This window comes from Pseudomonas sp. TMW22090 (genome assembly GCF_022496665.1).
In the GTDB taxonomy this organism is placed as follows: domain Bacteria; phylum Pseudomonadota; class Gammaproteobacteria; order Pseudomonadales; family Pseudomonadaceae; genus Aquipseudomonas; species Aquipseudomonas gregormendelii.
The window spans coordinates 449,900-467,354 of the sequence record NZ_SCFH01000002.1 but is presented as its reverse complement, the minus strand read 5'-3'; the positions used below and the strand labels follow the sequence as shown (position 1 = coordinate 467,354).

The window sequence follows — 17,455 nt, the reverse complement described above, 5'->3', positions numbered from 1 at the left end:
TCCGGTTACAGACCAGCCGCCATGGCTTTGTCGATCAGCCAGTTCAGGTTGGGGCCACGGTCGCTGTTCACTTCAACCGGGCGACCGGCGAACTTGCTGTCCAGCGGCTCGTCCGGCTGGATCAGGACGCGGATGTCGGAGGACAGGTCGGCGCTTTTCAGGCTGGTGCTGCTGACGATCTTGCCGGTGCGAGTCTTGTCTTCGCCGGCGATCTGGAAGCTGACCTGGGTACCCGGGCGCACGTCGCTGAACTGGCGATACGAAAAGCGCGCTTCGACGTTGGCTTCGCTGTTGCGCGGCACCAGCTGGAAGATCACGTCGCCCTTGCTGGCGTACTGACCGTCGGCAACCAGTTGCTGCGACACGGTGCAGTCGCACGGCGAGGTCAGGGTGCCGGTCATTTGCTTGCCGAACAGCTCTTCAACCTTGGCCGGCTGCAGCTGGTCTTCTTCCAGATGGCCCTTGAGCACATCGAGCATGCTGGTGCTGAAAGTCGCCAGCGGGGCGCCTTTGGCGGCGATGCCGTCGGCCTTGACCAGGCTCTGCACGGTGCCGTCGCGGGGCATGGTGATGTTCATGCCCGGCACGCTGACCAGACCCGCCTGGGCGTGGCTGACGAAGTACATGCCGTACACCGACTTGAAGATGAAACCGAACGCCGTGAGGCCGACGAGGAAAATCGCCAGGCTGAACGTCACCGCACGCAAACGCCCGAACGGGGTCATGCCGTGGCCGCCGTCCTTCATTTTGCGCGCCTTGGTGAAGTTGTCGCGCTGCAGGGTCGCCAGTACTTCACCCATGCTGACGATGTCGCCGGACAGGTGCGAAGTGATCAGGTGACGCAGAGTCGAGATGTCCTGCGGTTCCAGGTTCTGGAACTGGCAACCGGCGCGACCGGTCTGGCGATCGAACGAGCGCACTTGCAGTTCCACGTCCATGGCCAGGCCGAGGTTGTCGATCACGAATTGCAGGCGAGCCTTGTGCACGTCGCCGATCTTCAGCGGCAGCTGGCCGGCGTTGAAGGCCAGGCCGCCGGCGGAAAGGTCGATGACCCGGGCTTCGACCGGGGTCCGGTCGGGACCGAAGAAACGCAGCTTGGCCGGGATTTTCACGCGAGCGTGTTGGCGCTGGGCTTCAGATTCGTGCACTACGTTGGCGTTGACGGCGGTATTCATATAGGCGATTTCCTGGTTAATTCAATAAGGGGGCGGTCAGACCATCATCAGCAGCACGGCGACAAAAATGCTGCCGGCGGAGAAGGTCATGGTCCGAGACGACCAGGTGTTGAACCAACGTTGAAAGCTGGCGAGATCACGGGTCAGTTTGGTGTCCTGGCGGGTCCAGGATTGTTGGTCGAGGCGGAAGAACACGTAGATCTTCACCAGCGCGCCGACGATCTGGTTGTAATAGAGGATCGCCGGGTAGGCCGGACCGATCTTGTGACCCGAGCACGACAGCAGCAGGGTCAGGATCAGGCGGGTGATGCCGATCCACAGCAGGTAGACCAGGATGAACGCGGTGCCGTACTTGAAGCTGGCGATGATGGCCACGGTCAGGCCCAGCAGCGAGGTCCACATCGATACGCGTTGATCGAACAGCACCACCGAAGTGAACAGGCCGAGGCGCTTGACCCCCAGGCCCAGGGCGCGAGCATTCTGGCGCAGGTTGTTGCCGTACCAGCGGAACATCAGTTTGCGGCTGGCCTTGATGAAGCTCTTTTCCGGCGGGTGTTCCACGGTGTGGATCGCCGCGTCCGGCACGTAAAACGTGTCGTAGCCCAGGCGCATCAGGCTGAACCAGCTCGACTTGTCGTCACCGGTGAGGAACTTGAAGCGGCCCAGGCGCCAGTGTTGCAGCGAGTCGCTTTCCACGTCGGCGATGAAGTCCGGGTCGGTCACCACGGTGGCGCGGAATACGGACATCCGGCCGGTCATGGTCAGGACGCGCTTGGACAGGGCCATCGAGCACATGTTGATGTGGCGCTGGGCGAAGCGCAGTTTGTGCCACTCGCTCATGATGTAGCCGCCGCGCACTTCGCAGAACTCGTTGGTGGTCAGGCCGCCGACGTTGCCAAACAGCTGGAACCACGGCACGGTCTTGAGCACCACGCCCTCGGCGAGCACGGTGTCGCCATCGACCACGGCGACAACCGCACGGTCGTCCGGCATGTGCCGGGAGATCGCACGGAAACCGTAGGCCAGGCCATCACGTTTGCCGGTACCGGGAATGCGCACGAAGTCGAGCTTGACCCGCTCGGGCGGGTTCATCCGCAACCAGAGGCTTTTGACCAGCAGCTCATCGGACATTTCCACGATGGAGCAGACCACGGTGGTCGGCAGGCCGCAGTCGATGGCCTCGCGAATCACCGAGCTGTAGACCTGGGCGGTGGTCAGCGCGTCGATTCGGAAACTGGTGACCATCAGGAAGACGTGGGACGGGTCCGCCGCCTTGCCCAGCTTGCGCACTTTGCGGCGCAGGTGCGGGTAGACCACGTACAGAAACAGCATGCCGCGCAGGAAGTGCGTGGCACCCATCGAGTAGCGCCAGATACCGACGATACCGATCAGGAAGATGAAGTCCTTCGACTCGGAGTCGAACGTGGACACAGGCAGCGCCATGGCGATGCCCATCAAAATAGTGAGGTAAAACAGCCAGCCGGCGGCCTGAAGTAGGCCGTGCTTTAGCCTGTGCATAATCTGCATCCGTCTCGATCTCGGGCGAGCCTGTGGGGTGGCCCGATGGGGTTAAGGCAGGCTTACAAAAAACTTGCAAGGTTACGGGTGACACCGATCTTTTCGGGTTCACTCGAAACCCGGGTGAACCTGTGTAGGCGCTGGCGAAGGCTGCGATCTTTTGATCTTGATCTTTCAGGGTTCGCTCAGAACTCAAGTGACCCTGAAAAGATCGCAGCCTCGTTTCACTCGTCAGCTCCTACCGCGGGTTCGCACAGTTGTTGCGCGGCGCCGAAGAGATGCCTTGCGGTTACCAGCAGATGCCTTCGGTGCGATCTTTGACGCTGGTGGCCTGGGACATGAAGCCAACCAGGTCGACCACTTGCTTGCCGTGCGGAGCGTTCTGCGCCAGGGCGCGGAATTTCTCGTCACGGTTGCCGAGGATGATCACGTCGGAGTTGTTGATCACATCGTCGAAGTCGGAGTTGAGCAGGGACGAGACGTGAGGGATCTTCGACTCGATGTAGTCCTTGTTGGCACCGTGGACACGGGCGTACTCGACGTTGCTGTCGTAGATGCTCAGGTCGTAACCCTTGCCGATCAGCATTTCAGCCAGGTCGACCAGCGGGCTTTCGCGCAGGTCGTCGGTGCCGGCCTTGAAGCTCAGGCCCAGCAGGGCGACTTTGCGTTTGTCGTGGCTGGAAACGATGTCGAAGGCGTTCTGTACCTGCGACACGTTGCTGCGCATCAGCGAGTTCAGCAGCGGCGCTTCCACGTCCAGGGAACCGGCGCGGAAGGTCAGGGCGCGCACGTCCTTGGGCAGGCAGGAACCGCCGAAGGCGAAGCCAGGGCGCATGTAGTACTGGGACAGGTTCAGTGTCTTGTCCTGGCAGACCACTTCCATCACTTCACGACCATCGACACCGACGGCTTTGGCAATGTTGCCGATCTCGTTGGCGAAGGTCACCTTGGTGGCGTGCCAGACGTTGCAGGTGTACTTGATCATCTCGGCAACGGCGATGTCCTTGCGGATGATCGGCGCGTCGAGCTCTTCGTACAGCGATTGCAGGACGTCGCCCGAGGCTTTGTCGAATTCGCCGATGACCGTCATTGGCGGCAGGTCGTAGTCGGCGATCGCGGTGCTTTCACGCAGGAACTCAGGGTTCACTGCAACGCCGAAGTCGACGCCGGCTTTCTTGCCGGAGCAGTCCTCGAGGATCGGGATGACAACGTTCGCGACAGTGCCCGGCAGTACGGTGCTGCGAACCACGATGGTGTGGCGGGTGGTCTTGTCACGCAGGACAAAACCGATCTCGCGGCACACAGCCTCGATGTAGTTCAGTTCCAGGTCGCCGTTTTTCTTGCTCGGCGTGCCGACGCAGATCATCGACAGGTCGGTGTCGCGAATCGCTTCGGCGAAGTTGGTCGTGCCGCGCAGTTTGCCGGTATCGATGCCCTTGCGCAGTAGTTCGCCCAGACCCGGTTCAACGATCGGCGATTTGCCGGCGTTGATCATATCGATCTTGTCTTTGGCAACATCGACGCCAACCACGTCGTGGCCCCGTGCAGACAGGCAACCGGCACAGACAGCGCCCACGTAACCCAAACCAAATATGCTGATGCGCATCGCAAATTACCTCAGTGTTTTATCAAGCCATTACATGGCCGGAGTTAATGGTGTTCAGCGGTCAAAGTGCACTCGGAAGTACGGCATACAAGCGCCGCAGTGCCGCGTACAGGCATATAAGTTCCGAGTGTCTAAATAAGTGCACTCAAGGTGTGCGTAACTAGGCTTTATTGTTATGGCTTGCCCTGTCATGCAGCGGATCCTCGGTTCAGAGGACCTTCGTGCAAAGGTCTTGCGCGCTCGATGCCAGGCGAAAGGCCCGTAGATCAAGCGGTTGGGTGCTCAGGTGAGCACGTTTATAGGGGCGCAGCCTTGGCCTGTCAGGGGATAGCAGTGTGGCTTATCTCCAGTCCTTTCAGTGTTGCCCAAATGAGCGATTAGTTAGCGCTAGTTTATGTGACAACTTCGCTGCATGAATCTCTTATCTGCGTAAGTTATCTCGTACAACCTCACGGATAATCGTTACCGGTGGTATGAGCGACGCATTTGGACATAGTTCCTGTCCACCCATCGCGAAATCTGAAATTTCTTGAAATATTGAGAAAGATGGCACTGCTCTCATATTGATAGCACTTGCCGTCTCGCCCTTTATATATAGGCGTATAATTGCCGGGGATAGTTTTGTGCCACTACAGAGAAAAATTTTCGGTGCCACTACTGAAAAAAAACGTCGACGTCGAGTGAAACAAAAGTTACGGGAGGGTGCGCTGTATTTTTGACGCCAGAATGTCGTCGATTCGAAGGGGGGATTGTCAGACGATCAAACGTCGGCGCACGGAGATCGTGCGCCGAGCGGGTGCATCACTCGGGAGCGTGATCGCGAAGGAATACCAGGTTGTCCGGTTTAGACTGCTCGGCACTGAACCGATAGCCCTGGACGTCGAACTGCTTGAGCGCCTGCGGATCGTTGATGCGTTCTTCAATGACGAAGCGGCTCATCATTCCGCGGGCTTTTTTCGCGTAAAAACTGATGATCTTGTACTGGCCGTTTTTCAGGTCCTTGAACTCGGTATTGATGATGCGGGCGTTCAAGGCGCTGCGTTTGACGGCCGAAAAATACTCGTTGGAGGCCAGGTTCAGCAGCACATCATCGCCCTGGTCGGCCAAGGCTTCGTTCAACCATTCGCTGATGCGCGTGCCCCAGAAGGCATACAGGTCCTTGCCACGGGCGTTGGCCAGTTTGGTGCCCATCTCCAGCCGGTACGGTTGCATCAGGTCCAGGGGGCGGAGCAGGCCGTATAGGCCCGAGAGCATGCGCAAGTGTTCCTGGGCGTAATCGAAATCGGCTTCGCTGAAGGTTTGCGCGTTCAGCCCGGTGTAGACATCACCTTTGAAGGCCAGCAAGGCCTGTTTGGCGTTTTCCGGGGTGAATGCAGGCGTCCAGCTGCCAAAACGCGCGGCATTGAGGCCGCCGATCTTGTCGGAGACGTGCATCAGCTCACTGATCTGCGCGGGCGTGAGGTCGCGCAATTGCTGGATCAGTTCCTGGGAATGGTCGAGGTACTGCGGCTGGGTGAAGCGCTGGGTGGCCGGCGGTGTTTCGTAGTCGAGGGTCTTGGCGGGGGAAATCACCATCAGCATGAAGTCTTCTCCTTTAATCGTGGGGGCGATTCTAGGGGGTTGTCTGCGTTGACTCCAGCTATGGGTGTGATAGGTGATCGGTGGTGTCATGGAAAAAGATCGCAGCCTCGTTTCACTTGGCAGCTCCTACGGGCCGGGCTCACCGGCACTGGGCTGCGGCATCCGGGGCAAGATCGCAGCCTCGTTTCACTTGGCAGCTCCTATGGATCGGGTTCACCGGGGGATTGGGTGTGCTCATGTAGGAGCTGCCGAAGGCTGCGATCTTTTGATCTTCCCGATATATAGTGCCGCGCGGGTTTTGTTATGGAGACATCCCTTTGCGTATCGTATTTCTGGCCCTCGCCTGCCTCTTAAGCCTCGGCGCCACAGCGGCACCCGGCGAGGTGGCGACGCTCGACCGTAGCACCTGGCCCGAACAGCTCGGCAACCCGACCCTGTTCGACGTCGCGTCGCGCGCCGAGATCCTCATGTTCGCGCGGGTGCTGCTGGCCAGTGAGTCCATGGACGATGCCAGCCTGACCCAACGCCTGGGCCTGCGCACGATCAATTCGGACGCCGTCCATCAGCTGCGCGAGCGCCTGTGGCAGCGCCTGCTGACCAACTACAACTTCGCCCAGCAAAGCTGCGATCAGGACGCCTCGTTCTGCTTTCTGGTAGAGGACATGGCGACGCTGCGCGAACAGGCCGCCAAGTTTCAGGTCAGCGATGACAGCTACTACATCAAATGGGCCGAACCGAGTCGCCTGTTCCACGCTCAGTACCTCGACGAACTGTTGCGCAAGGCTGCGCTGTTCCCGCAAACCACCAGCGAAGTCGATCGTTTTGGCGACTATGAGCGCAACGGCGAAAGCATGCACGACCGGTTGTTTCTGCTGACCTTCGACAGCGCCGCCAATGCTGTCCCGGACAATACCGCCTGGGTGACCGAGTACCTGCGCAAGGCGAACATCAGCGGCACGTTCTTCGTGCTGGGCAAGGACATTCAGGCGCGACTCGCCGAGCGTTCAGTGTCCAGCCTGCAAGCGACTTACTCGCAACAGTGCATCGGCGTGCAGGGTTGGGAATTTCGCTCCCACAGCCACTGGCAGGACTGGCAGGACTCGGTAAGGCGCAGCGCCGAGCTGGTCAAAAGCAAGCTGCCGGAAAACTACGTGCCGCTGTTTCGCCCGCCGGACGGCCAGCGTCGCGCGGACGCGGCGGCCTTCTTCAAGGCGCAGGGCCTGCAGGTGGCGCTGTGGGACATCGACGCCCAGGACGGCGCGGGCAAGCTCAAGGCCAATCAGGCCGCACAACGGGTGCTGACGCTGATGCTGCTGTGGCGCCACGGGGTGATCAATTTCAATGTGAAACAGGATGCAGTGAAAACCGCGCTGCCCTGGCTGATCACGCAAACGGCGGCCAGCGGGATCGGTTGGGACGACTGTCAGGACGGTTTTCGCTGAACAGGACAAAAGCCCGTAAACATTGGGCGAGGGGCGAAATCTTGAGAGATTTCGATGCAGGCGGACTTCCGACTTTAACGGCACATTGCCTGCACGCCAAGGGCTTTTCGTCACTCTGAAAAATAAACTTCAAAAAAGCGTCAAAGTACTTTTTCCTGTCACCTGTTTTGGAGTATTACGAAGACAGACCGCCGAAACCTGCAACACAGGTGGCGTCTCCCAAGACCCAATTGTGTGTGCAGTTCACTTGATCCCTCGCAGGTGAATTCGGTGGCTACTTCGAGGCGCAGCACTGTCATGGTATTGCGTCGATTGGCTCCCACAAAGGTGACCGAGTATGGATGATCACGGACGTAGTTCTTCCTCCAACCAGCCTATCCTTTATGTACTCGATACCAACGTATTGATTCACGATCCAAACGCACTGCTCAACTTCGAAGAACACCACGTCGCCATCCCAATGACCGTGCTTGAGGAGCTGGACAAGCTCAAGAGCGGGCATCACAGCGTGGCCGCGGAATGTCGCCAGGCGATTCGCCTGATCGACAAGACACTGGGTGAAGCCAGCCCTGAAGACGTCGAACTGGGAGTACCGATCCAGCGGGGCAAAAGTGGGCCGAAGGGTCTGCTGTCAATTCTGATGAGCAAGCGGGCTGAGCCAAACATCATCCTGCCTGAACACCTGAACGACAACATCATCATCAACCAGCTGATCGACCTGCATGCGCGCGAACCCAATCTGCCGGTGGTGCTGGTCACCAAAGACATCAACATGCGTCTCAAGGCCCGGGCCTGCGGGATCGCATCCGAGGACTACAGCACTGACCAACTGGTCGACGATGTTTCGCTGCTGCCCAACGGTTACCACAACATGACCGGCTCCTTCTGGGATCTGGTGAAAAATGTCGAAACCCGCCAGGACCATGGCCGCACGTGGCATCAGGTGCGGATGATCGACAACCTGCCTGCGGTCCATATCAACGAGTTCATCATCGACGAGCAGGGCTTTGTAGGCTGGATCAAGGAGATCGACGAAGACAAGCTGCTGATTCTCGACCTGCATCAGGAACCCCTGTTGCATCAGGAAGCCTGGGGACTGAAACCGCGCGACATCTACCAGAGCCTGGCCCTGTATGCCTTGCTCGATCCGGACATCCACCTGGTCAACCTGTCCGGCGCCGCTGGTTCCGGCAAGACCATTCTGGCGTTGGCCGCTGCGATCGAGCAGACCATGGTCAGTAAACGCTATCGCCGCATCATCGCCACCCGCAGTGTGCAGGGCCTGGACCAGGAGATCGGTTTCCTGCCTGGCACCGAAGCGGAAAAAATGGAACCGTGGCTCGGCGCAATCACCGACAACCTCGAAGCCTTGCACATGGATGACGAAAACACCCATGGCAGCGTCGACTACATCCTCAGCAAAGTGCCGTTGCAGTTCAAATCCCTCAACTACATCCGGGGTCGCAGCTTCCAGCAGAGCCTGATTCTGATTGACGAATGCCAGAACCTCACGCCGCACCAGATGAAGACCATCATCACTCGTGCCGGCGCCGGTTCCAAAGTGGTGTGCCTGGGCAACCTGGCACAGATCGACACCCCTTACCTGTCCGCGACCAGCTCCGGGCTGACGTACCTGACCGAACGCTTCAAAGACTTCCCCAATGGCGTGCATATCACCCTGCAAGGGGTGCCCCGTTCGATTCTGGCTGAATACGCAGAGACGCATTTGTAACCCCTCACCCAAACCGGGCGGCCCCAAGCCGCCCGTTTTTTTGCCCATATTTCGCGCCTGCCGCCCCGTAGGAGCTGCCGAAGGCTGCGATCTTTTGATCTTGATTTTCAGATTGAAGATCAAAAGATCGCAGCCTGCGGCAGCTCCTACGGTGTTTGGCGGCAGCCTTGCAATCTTGCGTGCGAAAAATTGACTCGCAGGTTTACAATCGCCACTCCTGATCAGGAGTAACCCCGTGCTGACTCATCTCGATTCCCAAGGTCGCGCCAACATGGTCGACGTCACTGAAAAAGCCGTGACCTTCCGTGAAGCGACCGCCCAGGCGCTGGTGCGCATGCTGCCCGAAACCCTGCAGATGATCGTCAGCGGCGGTCACCCCAAGGGTGATGTGTTTGCCGTGGCACGCATTGCCGGTATTCAGGCAGCGAAGAAAACCAGCGATCTGATTCCGCTGTGCCATCCGCTGATGCTCACCGGCGTCAAGGTGGAGCTCAGTGCAGAAGGCGACGACGCCGTGCGCATCGTCGCGCGCTGCAAGTTGTCCGGGCAGACCGGTGTCGAGATGGAGGCCCTGACGGCAGCCATCGTCGCGGCACTGACTATCTATGACATGTGCAAGGCGGTTGACCGTGGCATGACCATCGAAAGCGTTCGGCTGCTGGAAAAAGTCGGCGGCAAGAGCGGGCATTTCCAGGCGGAGCCGACATGAACATCACCGTGAAGTTTTTTGCCCGTTATCGTGAGGCGATGGGGGTCGATTCGCTGCAGGTCTCAGGGGATTTCGCCACTGTCGATGACGTGCGTGAATGTGTCGCCCGGCGCGACGGCGCCGTTGTGCTGACAGAGCAGAACCTGATGTGCGCCCGCAACGAAGACCTCTGCCAGCTCGATGAGCCGGTGGTGGATGGCGATGAAGTGGCGTTCTTTCCGACCGTGACCGGAGGCTGAGCCATGGCCATTCGCGTGCAGTGCGCGGCGTTCGATCCGGGTGCTGAAGTCAATGAAATGCAGGCTGCCAACGTGGGCGTGGGCGCCGTGGTGAGCTTTGTCGGCTACGTACGCGACTTCAATGACGGGCTCGACGTGTCCGGGATGTTTCTTGAACACTACCCGGGCATGACCGAAAAGGCCTTGGGCAAGATTGCCCTGGAGGCTGAACAGCGCTGGCCGCTGCTCAAGCTGGAAGTGCTGCACCGTATCGGCGCGCTGGAACCGGGGGAGCCGATCGTCTTCGTCGGGGCCGCCAGTGCGCATCGCCAGGCGGCGTTCGACGCCTGCGCCTTTGTCATGGACTACCTCAAGACCCGTGCACCGTTCTGGAAGAAGGAAAACACCAGCGACGGGCCGCGGTGGGTGGAAGGGCGGGACAGTGATCATGCGGCGGCGGATCGCTGGAAGCGATAGATCCTCGTCGTCCTCAGATACGCCTTCGCGGGCAAGCCCGCTCCCACAGGTCTTGTGTTGTTCCCATAATGTGTTAGCCACATAGATCCCTGTGGGAGCGGGCTTGCCCGCCAAGAGGCCATCAGCTTCACCATTGAATTCAGCTTGGTACTCCTCCCGACCACCGGCCAATCCCCCAATTGACGATCAGTACACAAAAGTCCAGTATGGAATTATAAGTACAAAAAAGGCCGTGCCCAGTTCCAGCTTTTTCTTCTGTCTTGCCAAACCAACAACAACCCGCGAGAGAACGAATATGAAGCAATTCCCCCTCATCACCGGTCTGGCCCTGAGCCTGTTGGCGTGCAGCTCTGTGTTCGCCGCCGAGAAAACCCTGCGCATCGGCATTGAAGCCGCCTACCCGCCGTTTGCCTCCAAGACCGACAAGGGCGAGATCGTCGGTTTCGACTACGACATCGGCAATGCCCTCTGCGCGCAGATGAAGGCCAAGTGCGTGTGGGTCGAAGGTGAGTTCGATGGCCTGATTCCTTCGCTGAAAGTGAAGAAAATCGACATGGCCCTGTCGTCGATGACCATCAACGAAGATCGCAAGAAGTCGGTGGATTTCACCCACAAGTACTACTTCACCTCATCGCGGCTGGTGATGAAGGATGGCGCAGTCGTGGATGATCAGTACGCCAGCCTCAAAGGCAAGAACGTCGGCGTGCAGCGCGCCACTACCACTGACCGTTACGCCACCGAGGTGTTTGAACCCAAGGGCGTCAACGTCAAGCGTTACAGCAACAACGAAGAGATCTACATGGACCTGGCAGCCGGTCGCCTCGATGCGATCTTTGCCGACACCATCCCGCTCAGTGACTTCCTCTCGATGCCTCGCGGCAAGGGTTATGCGTTCGTCGGGCCTGAACTCAAGGACCCGAAATACGTAGGCGAGGGCGCCGGGATTGCCGTGCGCAAGGGCAACACCGAACTGGTCAGCGAGCTCAACAGCGCCATCGACGGCATTCGCGCCAATGGCGAATACCTGAAGATTTCCGAGAAGTACTTCAAGTCGGACATTTACGGCGACTGAGCAAAAGCATCGCCAGCAGGCTGGCTCCCACAGTTTTGAATGCATTCCAGAGCGGGACAGCAGTCCGAGGCTCCCACAGAGCGCATTTCGCTGTGGGAGCCAGCAGGTTGGCTCTCACAGTTCTGAATGCATCCCAGAGCGGAACAGCGGTCCGAGGCTCCCACAGTTGAGCGCATTTCGCTGTGGGAGCCAGCAGGTTGGCTCCCACAGTTTTGAATGCATTCCAGAGCGGGACAGCAGTCCGAGGCTCCCACAGTTGAGCGCATTTCGCTGTGGGAGCCAGCAGATTGGCTCTCACAGTTCTGAATGCATCCCAGAGCGGAACAGCAGTCCGAGGCTCCCACAGTTGAGCGCATTTTGATGTGGGAGCCAGCAGGTTGGCTCTCACAGTTCTGAATGCATCCCAGAGCGGGACAGCAGTCCGAGGCTCCCACAGTTGAGCGCATTTCAATGTGGGAGCCAGCCTGCTGGCGATTCGGTCGCAAGCACATGCACATCTGTGTCAGTAGCCCACGTTAATCCCTTCTTAACCGCCCTGTCGTTTATTCCCCGACATCTATTCCATGCGCCCCGGGGCTCTCCAAGCCAGGGGCCAGCGTGTAGACTTCCGGTCAATCGAATTCAGAAGGGAAACGCAATGAGCGAGGAAACGATGCGGTTGGGCCGTGAGCGGCGCTACCTGGTATTGCTGGGTATCATCTGCCTGGCGCTGATCGGCGGCGCGCTGTACATGCAAATCGTCCTGGGCGAGGCGCCTTGCCCGCTGTGCATCCTGCAACGTTACGCATTGCTGCTGGTCGCGGTGTTTGCCTTCATTGGCGCGGCAATGAGCACCCGGCGCAGTATTACCATCCTTGAAACCCTGGTGGTGATCTGCGCGCTGGCCGGTGTGGCAGTGGCCGGGCATCACGTCTACACCCAGTTCTACCCGGCGGTCAGCTGCGGTATCGACGTACTGCAGCCGATTGTCGACGGGCTGCCGCTGGCGAAGGTCTTCCCGCTGGGGTTCCAGGTCGACGGCTTCTGTTCCACCCCGTATCCACCGATCCTCGGGCTGTCCCTGGCCCAGTGGGCGCTGGTGGCTTTCGTGCTGATCGTGGTACTGGTGCCGTTGCTGACGGTGCGTAACCGCAGGGCGCTGCGCTAACCCGCTGCTGTTCCCAGGATTACCGAGACGCCCCGGCCTTCGTTGAGAAGGCCGGGGCATTTTTTTGTGGGTAAAAAGCCTGTTTCAGCCCTGAAGTAAAAAGAGCGTGATGTGCGACAGTCGAGGGTGCGACAGGTGTGCGACATGTTGTCACAGCGCAAGTGTCGCAGGGCGTTTCAAAGTGGCTGATTGGCGCAGTTCTGCGCGACGAAATTGGCTCTGGTTTCAGGTGCGCGCCGTACAACCGAAAAACCTCGAACAGGCAGTTTTAACAGGCCCTGGCGATTTGCCGGAGCCCTTGCCATATAGGGGCTACGGCGGGGTAGGCCGAGGCTGAAAAGCCTTCGACACTGTCTAAACTGCGCCCGGTAGACCTACTATTTTTGGTGTTTTTGTTGAGAATTATTTTCGATACCATGGCGCACTTTTGCGAAAACCGTGAATGATTGTTGCCGGAACGGATAAAAATTATTTCGGGATAAGACATGGTTTATAAAACGTTACATATCTACAATCGCCACCACTGAATTCCCGGCACTGCTCACCCCAGAGCAGAACAGGGCGTCGAGAAGCTCCAGAGCTTCGTGCGACTCCCCAGGTGTCGGTGCCTTCCAATTATCCGCACCAAATGGAATTGGTCTGTAACAAGGCCTTTGACCACGAATTCGAATAAGAACTCACCGCTGGCCCAGGATTTGTCGAATAGCGTCTGACGCGCGACGGGCAGCCCTTATTCAATCCAAGAAAAATGCCAACCCTTGGCAGGGTGAAGTGTTGGCGATCAAAACCCAACTGCATTGCGCAAGCTGCTTTAGAGGTCGTGAGATGAGTAAAAACAGGTACCCCAGACTACTAGGCTTATTGCCGCTGATCGGCACGTTGTTGCTGTCAGGCTGCAACATGACCTTGCTCAATCCAACGGGCCAGGTGGGCCTGGAGCAGCGAAACCTGATCATCACCGCAACGTTGCTGATGCTGTTGGTCGTGGTCCCGGTCATCGTCATGACCTTCCTGTTCGCCTGGAAATACCGCGCGACCAACACTGACGCCGTGTACACGCCCAAGTGGTCGCACTCCACCAAGATCGAAATCGCGGTGTGGGCTGTTCCAGTCCTGATCATCATTGCCCTGGGTTACGTCACCTACGTGTCGACCCACGAACTTGACCCGTACCGTCCGCTGGAATCCGACGTCAAGCCGATCACTATCGAAGTGGTCGCACTGGACTGGAAGTGGGTATTCATCTACCCGGAGCAGGGCATCGCAACGGTTAACAAGATCGTGTTCCCGACCAATACCCCGGTCAATTTCAAGGTCACGTCGGACTCGGTGATGAACTCGTTCTTCATTCCGGGCCTGGGCGGCCAGATCTATGCGATGGCCGGCATGCAGACCAAGCTGCACCTGATTGCCAACCGTGACGCTGAAATGGAAGGCATCTCTGCCAACTACAGCGGCGCAGGTTTCACCGGCATGAAATTCAAAGCGATCTCGACTTCTCAGGAAAATTTTGACGCCTGGGTAAGTGAAGTCAAAAAGGCACCTAAACAGCTGGAAAAAGCTGAATACGCAGCCCTTTCCAAGCCAAGCCAGAACAACCCAGTCGAGCTCTACTCTTCGGTCACGCCGAACCTGTTCCAGATCATCGTCGACAAGTACGAAGGCATGAAACCAGGTCCGAAAGTGAACCACGAGAAGAAAGAGAAGGAAGTGGCCGCAACGCAAGGAATGGACATGAACGCGCATTCAGCTGCCGGGGCAGAGGAGTAAACGATGTTTGGTAAATTAAGTTGGGAAGCGGTCCCGTTCCACGAACCGATCGTGATGATTACCATCGCCATGATCGCACTCGGTGGCCTGGCGCTGTTCGCTGCAATCACCTACTTCAAGAAGTGGACCTACTTGTGGACCGAGTGGTTGACCTCGGTTGACCACAAGAAGATCGGCGTGATGTACATCATCGTCGCCATGGTCATGCTGCTGCGCGGCTTTGCCGACGCCATCATGATGCGTACCCAGCTGGCCATGGCCACCGAGGGTTCGCCTGGCTACCTGCCGCCTGAACACTATGACCAGATCTTCACCGCTCACGGTGTGATCATGATCATCTTCATGGCGATGCCATTCTTCACCGGTCTGATGAACCTTGCAGTGCCGCTGCAGATCGGCGCGCGTGACGTTGCCTACCCGTTCCTGAACTCCTTGAGCTTCTGGCTGCTGGTATCGGGCGTCGTACTGATCAACCTGTCCCTGGGCGTCGGCGAATTCGCCAAGACCGGCTGGGTTGCCTATCCACCGCTGTCGGGCTTGCAATACAGTCCTGGCGTAGGGATGGACTACTACATCTGGGCGCTACAGCTATCCGGGTTAGGTACGACGCTAACGGGGGTCAACTTCCTGGCCACCGTGCTGAAAATGCGTACCCCTGGCATGAAGCTGATGGACATGCCGATCTTCACCTGGACCTGCACCTGGGCCAACGTCCTGATCGTGGCTTCGTTCCCGATCCTGACCGCTACCCTGGCACTGCTGACGCTTGACCGCTACATGGATTTCCACATTTTCACCAATGAACTTGGTGGCAATCCGATGATGTACGTCAACCTGTTCTGGGCCTGGGGTCACCCCGAGGTTTACATCCTGATTCTGCCGGCGTTCGGGATCTTCTCCGAAGTCATCTCGACCTTCACCGGCAAGCGTCTGTTCGGCCACCACTCGATGGTCTACGCCTCTGGCGCGATCTCGATCCTGGGCTTCATGGTCTGGCTGCACCACTTCTTCACCATGGGTTCGGGCGCGAGCGTCAACGCCTTCTTCGGGCTGGCGACCATGCTGATTTCGATCCCGACGGGGGTGAAGCTATTCAACTGGCTGTTCACCATCTACCAGGGTCGTCTGCGTTTCACCAGCCAGGTTCTGTGGACCCTGGGCTTCATGGTGACCTTCGCCATTGGCGGCATGACCGGCGTACTGCTGGCCATTCCTGGTGCTGACTTCGTCCTGCACAACAGCCTGTTCGTGATCGCTCACTTCCACAACGTGATCATCGGCGGCGCGGTATTCGGCTACATCGCAGGCTTCGCGTTCTACTTCCCGAAAGCATTCGGCTTCAAGCTGCACGAAGGTTGGGGCAAGGCTGCATTCTGGTTCTGGATCACCGGCTTCTTCGTTGCCTTCATGCCGCTCTACGTACTGGGCTTCATGGGCATGACCCGTCGCCTGAACGCCACCACCAACCCTGAGTGGGTGCCGTACCTGTACGTCGCCATGTTCGGTGCGGTGATGATCGCTGTCGGCATCGCCTGCCAGCTGATCCAGTTGTACGTCAGTGTGCGTGACCGCAACAAGCCGGAAAACATGTGCGAACACGGTGACCCGTGGAATGCCCATACCCTGGAATGGTCGACCTCGTCGCCACCTCCGTTCTACAACTTTGCCGTGCTGCCGAAAGCGCAAACCATCGACCCGTTCACCGAAGCCAAGGAAAACGGCACCGCGTACCAGGCTCCGGCCAAGTACGAGCCGATCCACATGCCAAACAACACCGCTACCGGTGTGGTCATGGGTGCTCTGCTGACCGTGTTCGGTTTCGCGATGATCTGGCACATCTGGTGGCTGGCAATCGTGGGTCTGGTTGGCACCGTGGTGTATTTCACTATCCATGCCGCCCGTGACGATCAGGGCTACATGGTGCCGGTGGATGTCATCGAGCGCATCGAAGCCGAGCAGCACAAACGTCTGGTAGCGGCCGGGAAAATCCCAGCCAACGCCACCCGTGTTGAAACCTCGTTGGAACAGGCTTAAACCATGTCGAACTTAGTGACCAATGCTGGACACACCCATGTCGATGGACATGGGCACGATGACCATCACCACGACTCGGGCGAGATGACCGTATTCGGTTTCTGGCTCTACCTGATGACCGACTGCATCCTGTTTGCGTCGATCTTCGCGGTGTACGCGGTACTGGTTAACAACGTAGCCGGTGGCCCGTCGGGCGCCGATATTTTCGAGCTGCCGTACGTACTGGGCGAAACCGCTCTGCTGCTGTTCAGCTCGATCACCTACGGCTTCGCCATGCTGGCGTTGTTCAAGGGCAAGAAGACTCAGGTCCTGGGCTGGCTGGCCATGACCTTCCTGCTGGGCGCCGGCTTTATCGCCATGGAGATCAACGAGTTCCACCTGCTGATCTCCGAAGGCTACGGCCCTAGCCGTTCCGGTTTCCTGTCCGGGTTCTTCACCCTGGTCGGCACCCACGGTCTGCACGTGACCAGCGGTCTGATCTGGATGGCGATCATGATGTACCAGGTGCAGAAAAACGGCCTGACGGCGACCAACAAGACTCGTCTGAGCTGCCTGAGCCTGTTCTGGCACTTCCTGGACGTGGTGTGGATCTGCGTATTCACCGTTGTTTATCTGATGGGGACTATGTAAATGGCTAACGCTCATTCCCACGATAGCCACGACGCCGGCCACGGCAGCGTCAAGTCCTACGCTATCGGTTTCATTCTGTCGGTGATCCTGACCGTCATTCCATTCGGCCTGGTGATGTACCCGACTCTGCCGAAAGCCATGACCCTGTGGATCGTACTGATCTTCGCAGTCGTCCAGGTGCTGGTGCACCTGGTGTACTTCCTCCATCTGGACCGCTCGGCCGCCCAGCGTAACAACGTCATTGCGTTTGTTTTCGCCGCGATCGTTATTGTCCTGCTGGTTGGCCTGTCGCTGTGGATCATGTTCAGCATCCACACCAACATGATGGCGCACTGAGGTAAATC

The 17,455-nt window shown here is 58.4% G+C and carries 15 protein-coding genes; 11 read left to right on the top strand and 4 right to left on the bottom strand.

Features of this window, described 5'->3' with window-relative positions; translation table 11 throughout:
• Positions 1 to 5 precede the first annotated feature (5 nt).
• From EQV97_RS08250 to yaaA, 4 genes are all read right to left on the bottom strand, one after another.
• Positions 6 to 1,175 carry an alginate biosynthesis protein Alg44 gene (locus EQV97_RS08250; RefSeq protein ID WP_240888796.1) on the bottom strand — a complete coding sequence of 390 codons (1,170 nt, stop codon included), beginning with the start codon at positions 1,173 to 1,175 and terminating at the stop codon, positions 6 to 8.
• Positions 1,176 to 1,211: 36 nt separating this feature from the next.
• Positions 1,212 to 2,696, bottom strand: a complete 1,485-nt coding sequence (gene alg8, locus EQV97_RS08245; RefSeq protein WP_177328586.1) for a mannuronan synthase — start codon at positions 2,694 to 2,696, stop codon at positions 1,212 to 1,214.
• Between the two features lie 286 nt (positions 2,697 to 2,982).
• Positions 2,983 to 4,299, bottom strand: a complete 1,317-nt coding sequence (locus EQV97_RS08240) for a nucleotide sugar dehydrogenase (protein WP_122837583.1) — start codon at positions 4,297 to 4,299, stop codon at positions 2,983 to 2,985.
• Positions 4,300 to 5,100: 801 nt separating this feature from the next.
• Complete coding sequence (yaaA, locus tag EQV97_RS08235) at positions 5,101 to 5,880, bottom strand: peroxide stress protein YaaA (RefSeq protein WP_122837584.1); 780 nt, start codon at positions 5,878 to 5,880, stop codon at positions 5,101 to 5,103.
• Between the two features lie 317 nt (positions 5,881 to 6,197).
• Here yaaA and EQV97_RS08230 point away from each other — a divergent pair, with 317 nt between their 5' ends.
• The 11 genes from EQV97_RS08230 to cyoD all read left to right on the top strand — a co-directional run bounded on the left by EQV97_RS08230 (position 6,198) and on the right by cyoD (position 17,447).
• Positions 6,198 to 7,322 (top strand): polysaccharide deacetylase family protein, encoded by a 1,125-nt coding sequence (locus tag EQV97_RS08230; protein WP_240888795.1) that lies wholly within the window; start codon positions 6,198 to 6,200, stop codon positions 7,320 to 7,322.
• A 337-nt stretch (positions 7,323 to 7,659) separates the two neighbouring features.
• Positions 7,660 to 9,054, top strand: a complete 1,395-nt coding sequence (locus EQV97_RS08225) for a PhoH family protein (protein WP_122837586.1) — start codon at positions 7,660 to 7,662, stop codon at positions 9,052 to 9,054.
• Positions 9,055 to 9,289: 235 nt separating this feature from the next.
• Positions 9,290 to 9,763 (top strand): cyclic pyranopterin monophosphate synthase MoaC, encoded by a 474-nt coding sequence (moaC, locus tag EQV97_RS08220; protein ID WP_240888794.1) that lies wholly within the window; start codon positions 9,290 to 9,292, stop codon positions 9,761 to 9,763.
• On the top strand, positions 9,760 to 10,002 hold the full coding sequence (gene moaD / locus EQV97_RS08215) for a molybdopterin converting factor subunit 1 (protein WP_122837587.1): 243 nt from the start codon (positions 9,760 to 9,762) through the stop codon (positions 10,000 to 10,002). The genes moaC and moaD overlap by 4 nt, the downstream gene beginning before the upstream one ends.
• Positions 10,003 to 10,005: 3 nt before the next feature.
• The gene (gene moaE, locus EQV97_RS08210; protein ID WP_122837588.1) at positions 10,006 to 10,458 is read left to right on the top strand and encodes a molybdopterin synthase catalytic subunit MoaE; all 453 of its coding nucleotides are present in this window, start codon (positions 10,006 to 10,008) and stop codon (positions 10,456 to 10,458) included.
• Positions 10,459 to 10,753: 295 nt separating this feature from the next.
• Positions 10,754 to 11,530 carry an ABC transporter substrate-binding protein gene (locus EQV97_RS08205; protein ID WP_045062714.1) on the top strand — a complete coding sequence of 259 codons (777 nt, stop codon included), beginning with the start codon at positions 10,754 to 10,756 and terminating at the stop codon, positions 11,528 to 11,530.
• 637 nt (positions 11,531 to 12,167) lie between these two features.
• The gene (locus EQV97_RS08200; protein WP_122837589.1) at positions 12,168 to 12,677 is read left to right on the top strand and encodes a disulfide bond formation protein B; all 510 of its coding nucleotides are present in this window, start codon (positions 12,168 to 12,170) and stop codon (positions 12,675 to 12,677) included.
• An 825-nt stretch (positions 12,678 to 13,502) separates the two neighbouring features.
• Positions 13,503 to 14,447, top strand: a complete 945-nt coding sequence (cyoA, locus tag EQV97_RS08195) for a ubiquinol oxidase subunit II (RefSeq protein WP_122837590.1) — start codon at positions 13,503 to 13,505, stop codon at positions 14,445 to 14,447.
• A gap of 3 nt (positions 14,448 to 14,450) precedes the next feature.
• A complete protein-coding gene (gene cyoB, locus EQV97_RS08190; RefSeq protein WP_122837591.1) occupies positions 14,451 to 16,481 on the top strand; it encodes a cytochrome o ubiquinol oxidase subunit I in 2,031 nt (676 codons plus the stop codon).
• Between the two features lie 3 nt (positions 16,482 to 16,484).
• Complete coding sequence (locus EQV97_RS08185; RefSeq protein WP_045062707.1) at positions 16,485 to 17,111, top strand: cytochrome o ubiquinol oxidase subunit III; 627 nt, start codon at positions 16,485 to 16,487, stop codon at positions 17,109 to 17,111.
• Positions 17,112 to 17,447 carry a cytochrome o ubiquinol oxidase subunit IV gene (gene cyoD, locus EQV97_RS08180; RefSeq protein WP_028623533.1) on the top strand — a complete coding sequence of 112 codons (336 nt, stop codon included), beginning with the start codon at positions 17,112 to 17,114 and terminating at the stop codon, positions 17,445 to 17,447.
• Positions 17,448 to 17,455: the final 8 nt, after the last annotated feature.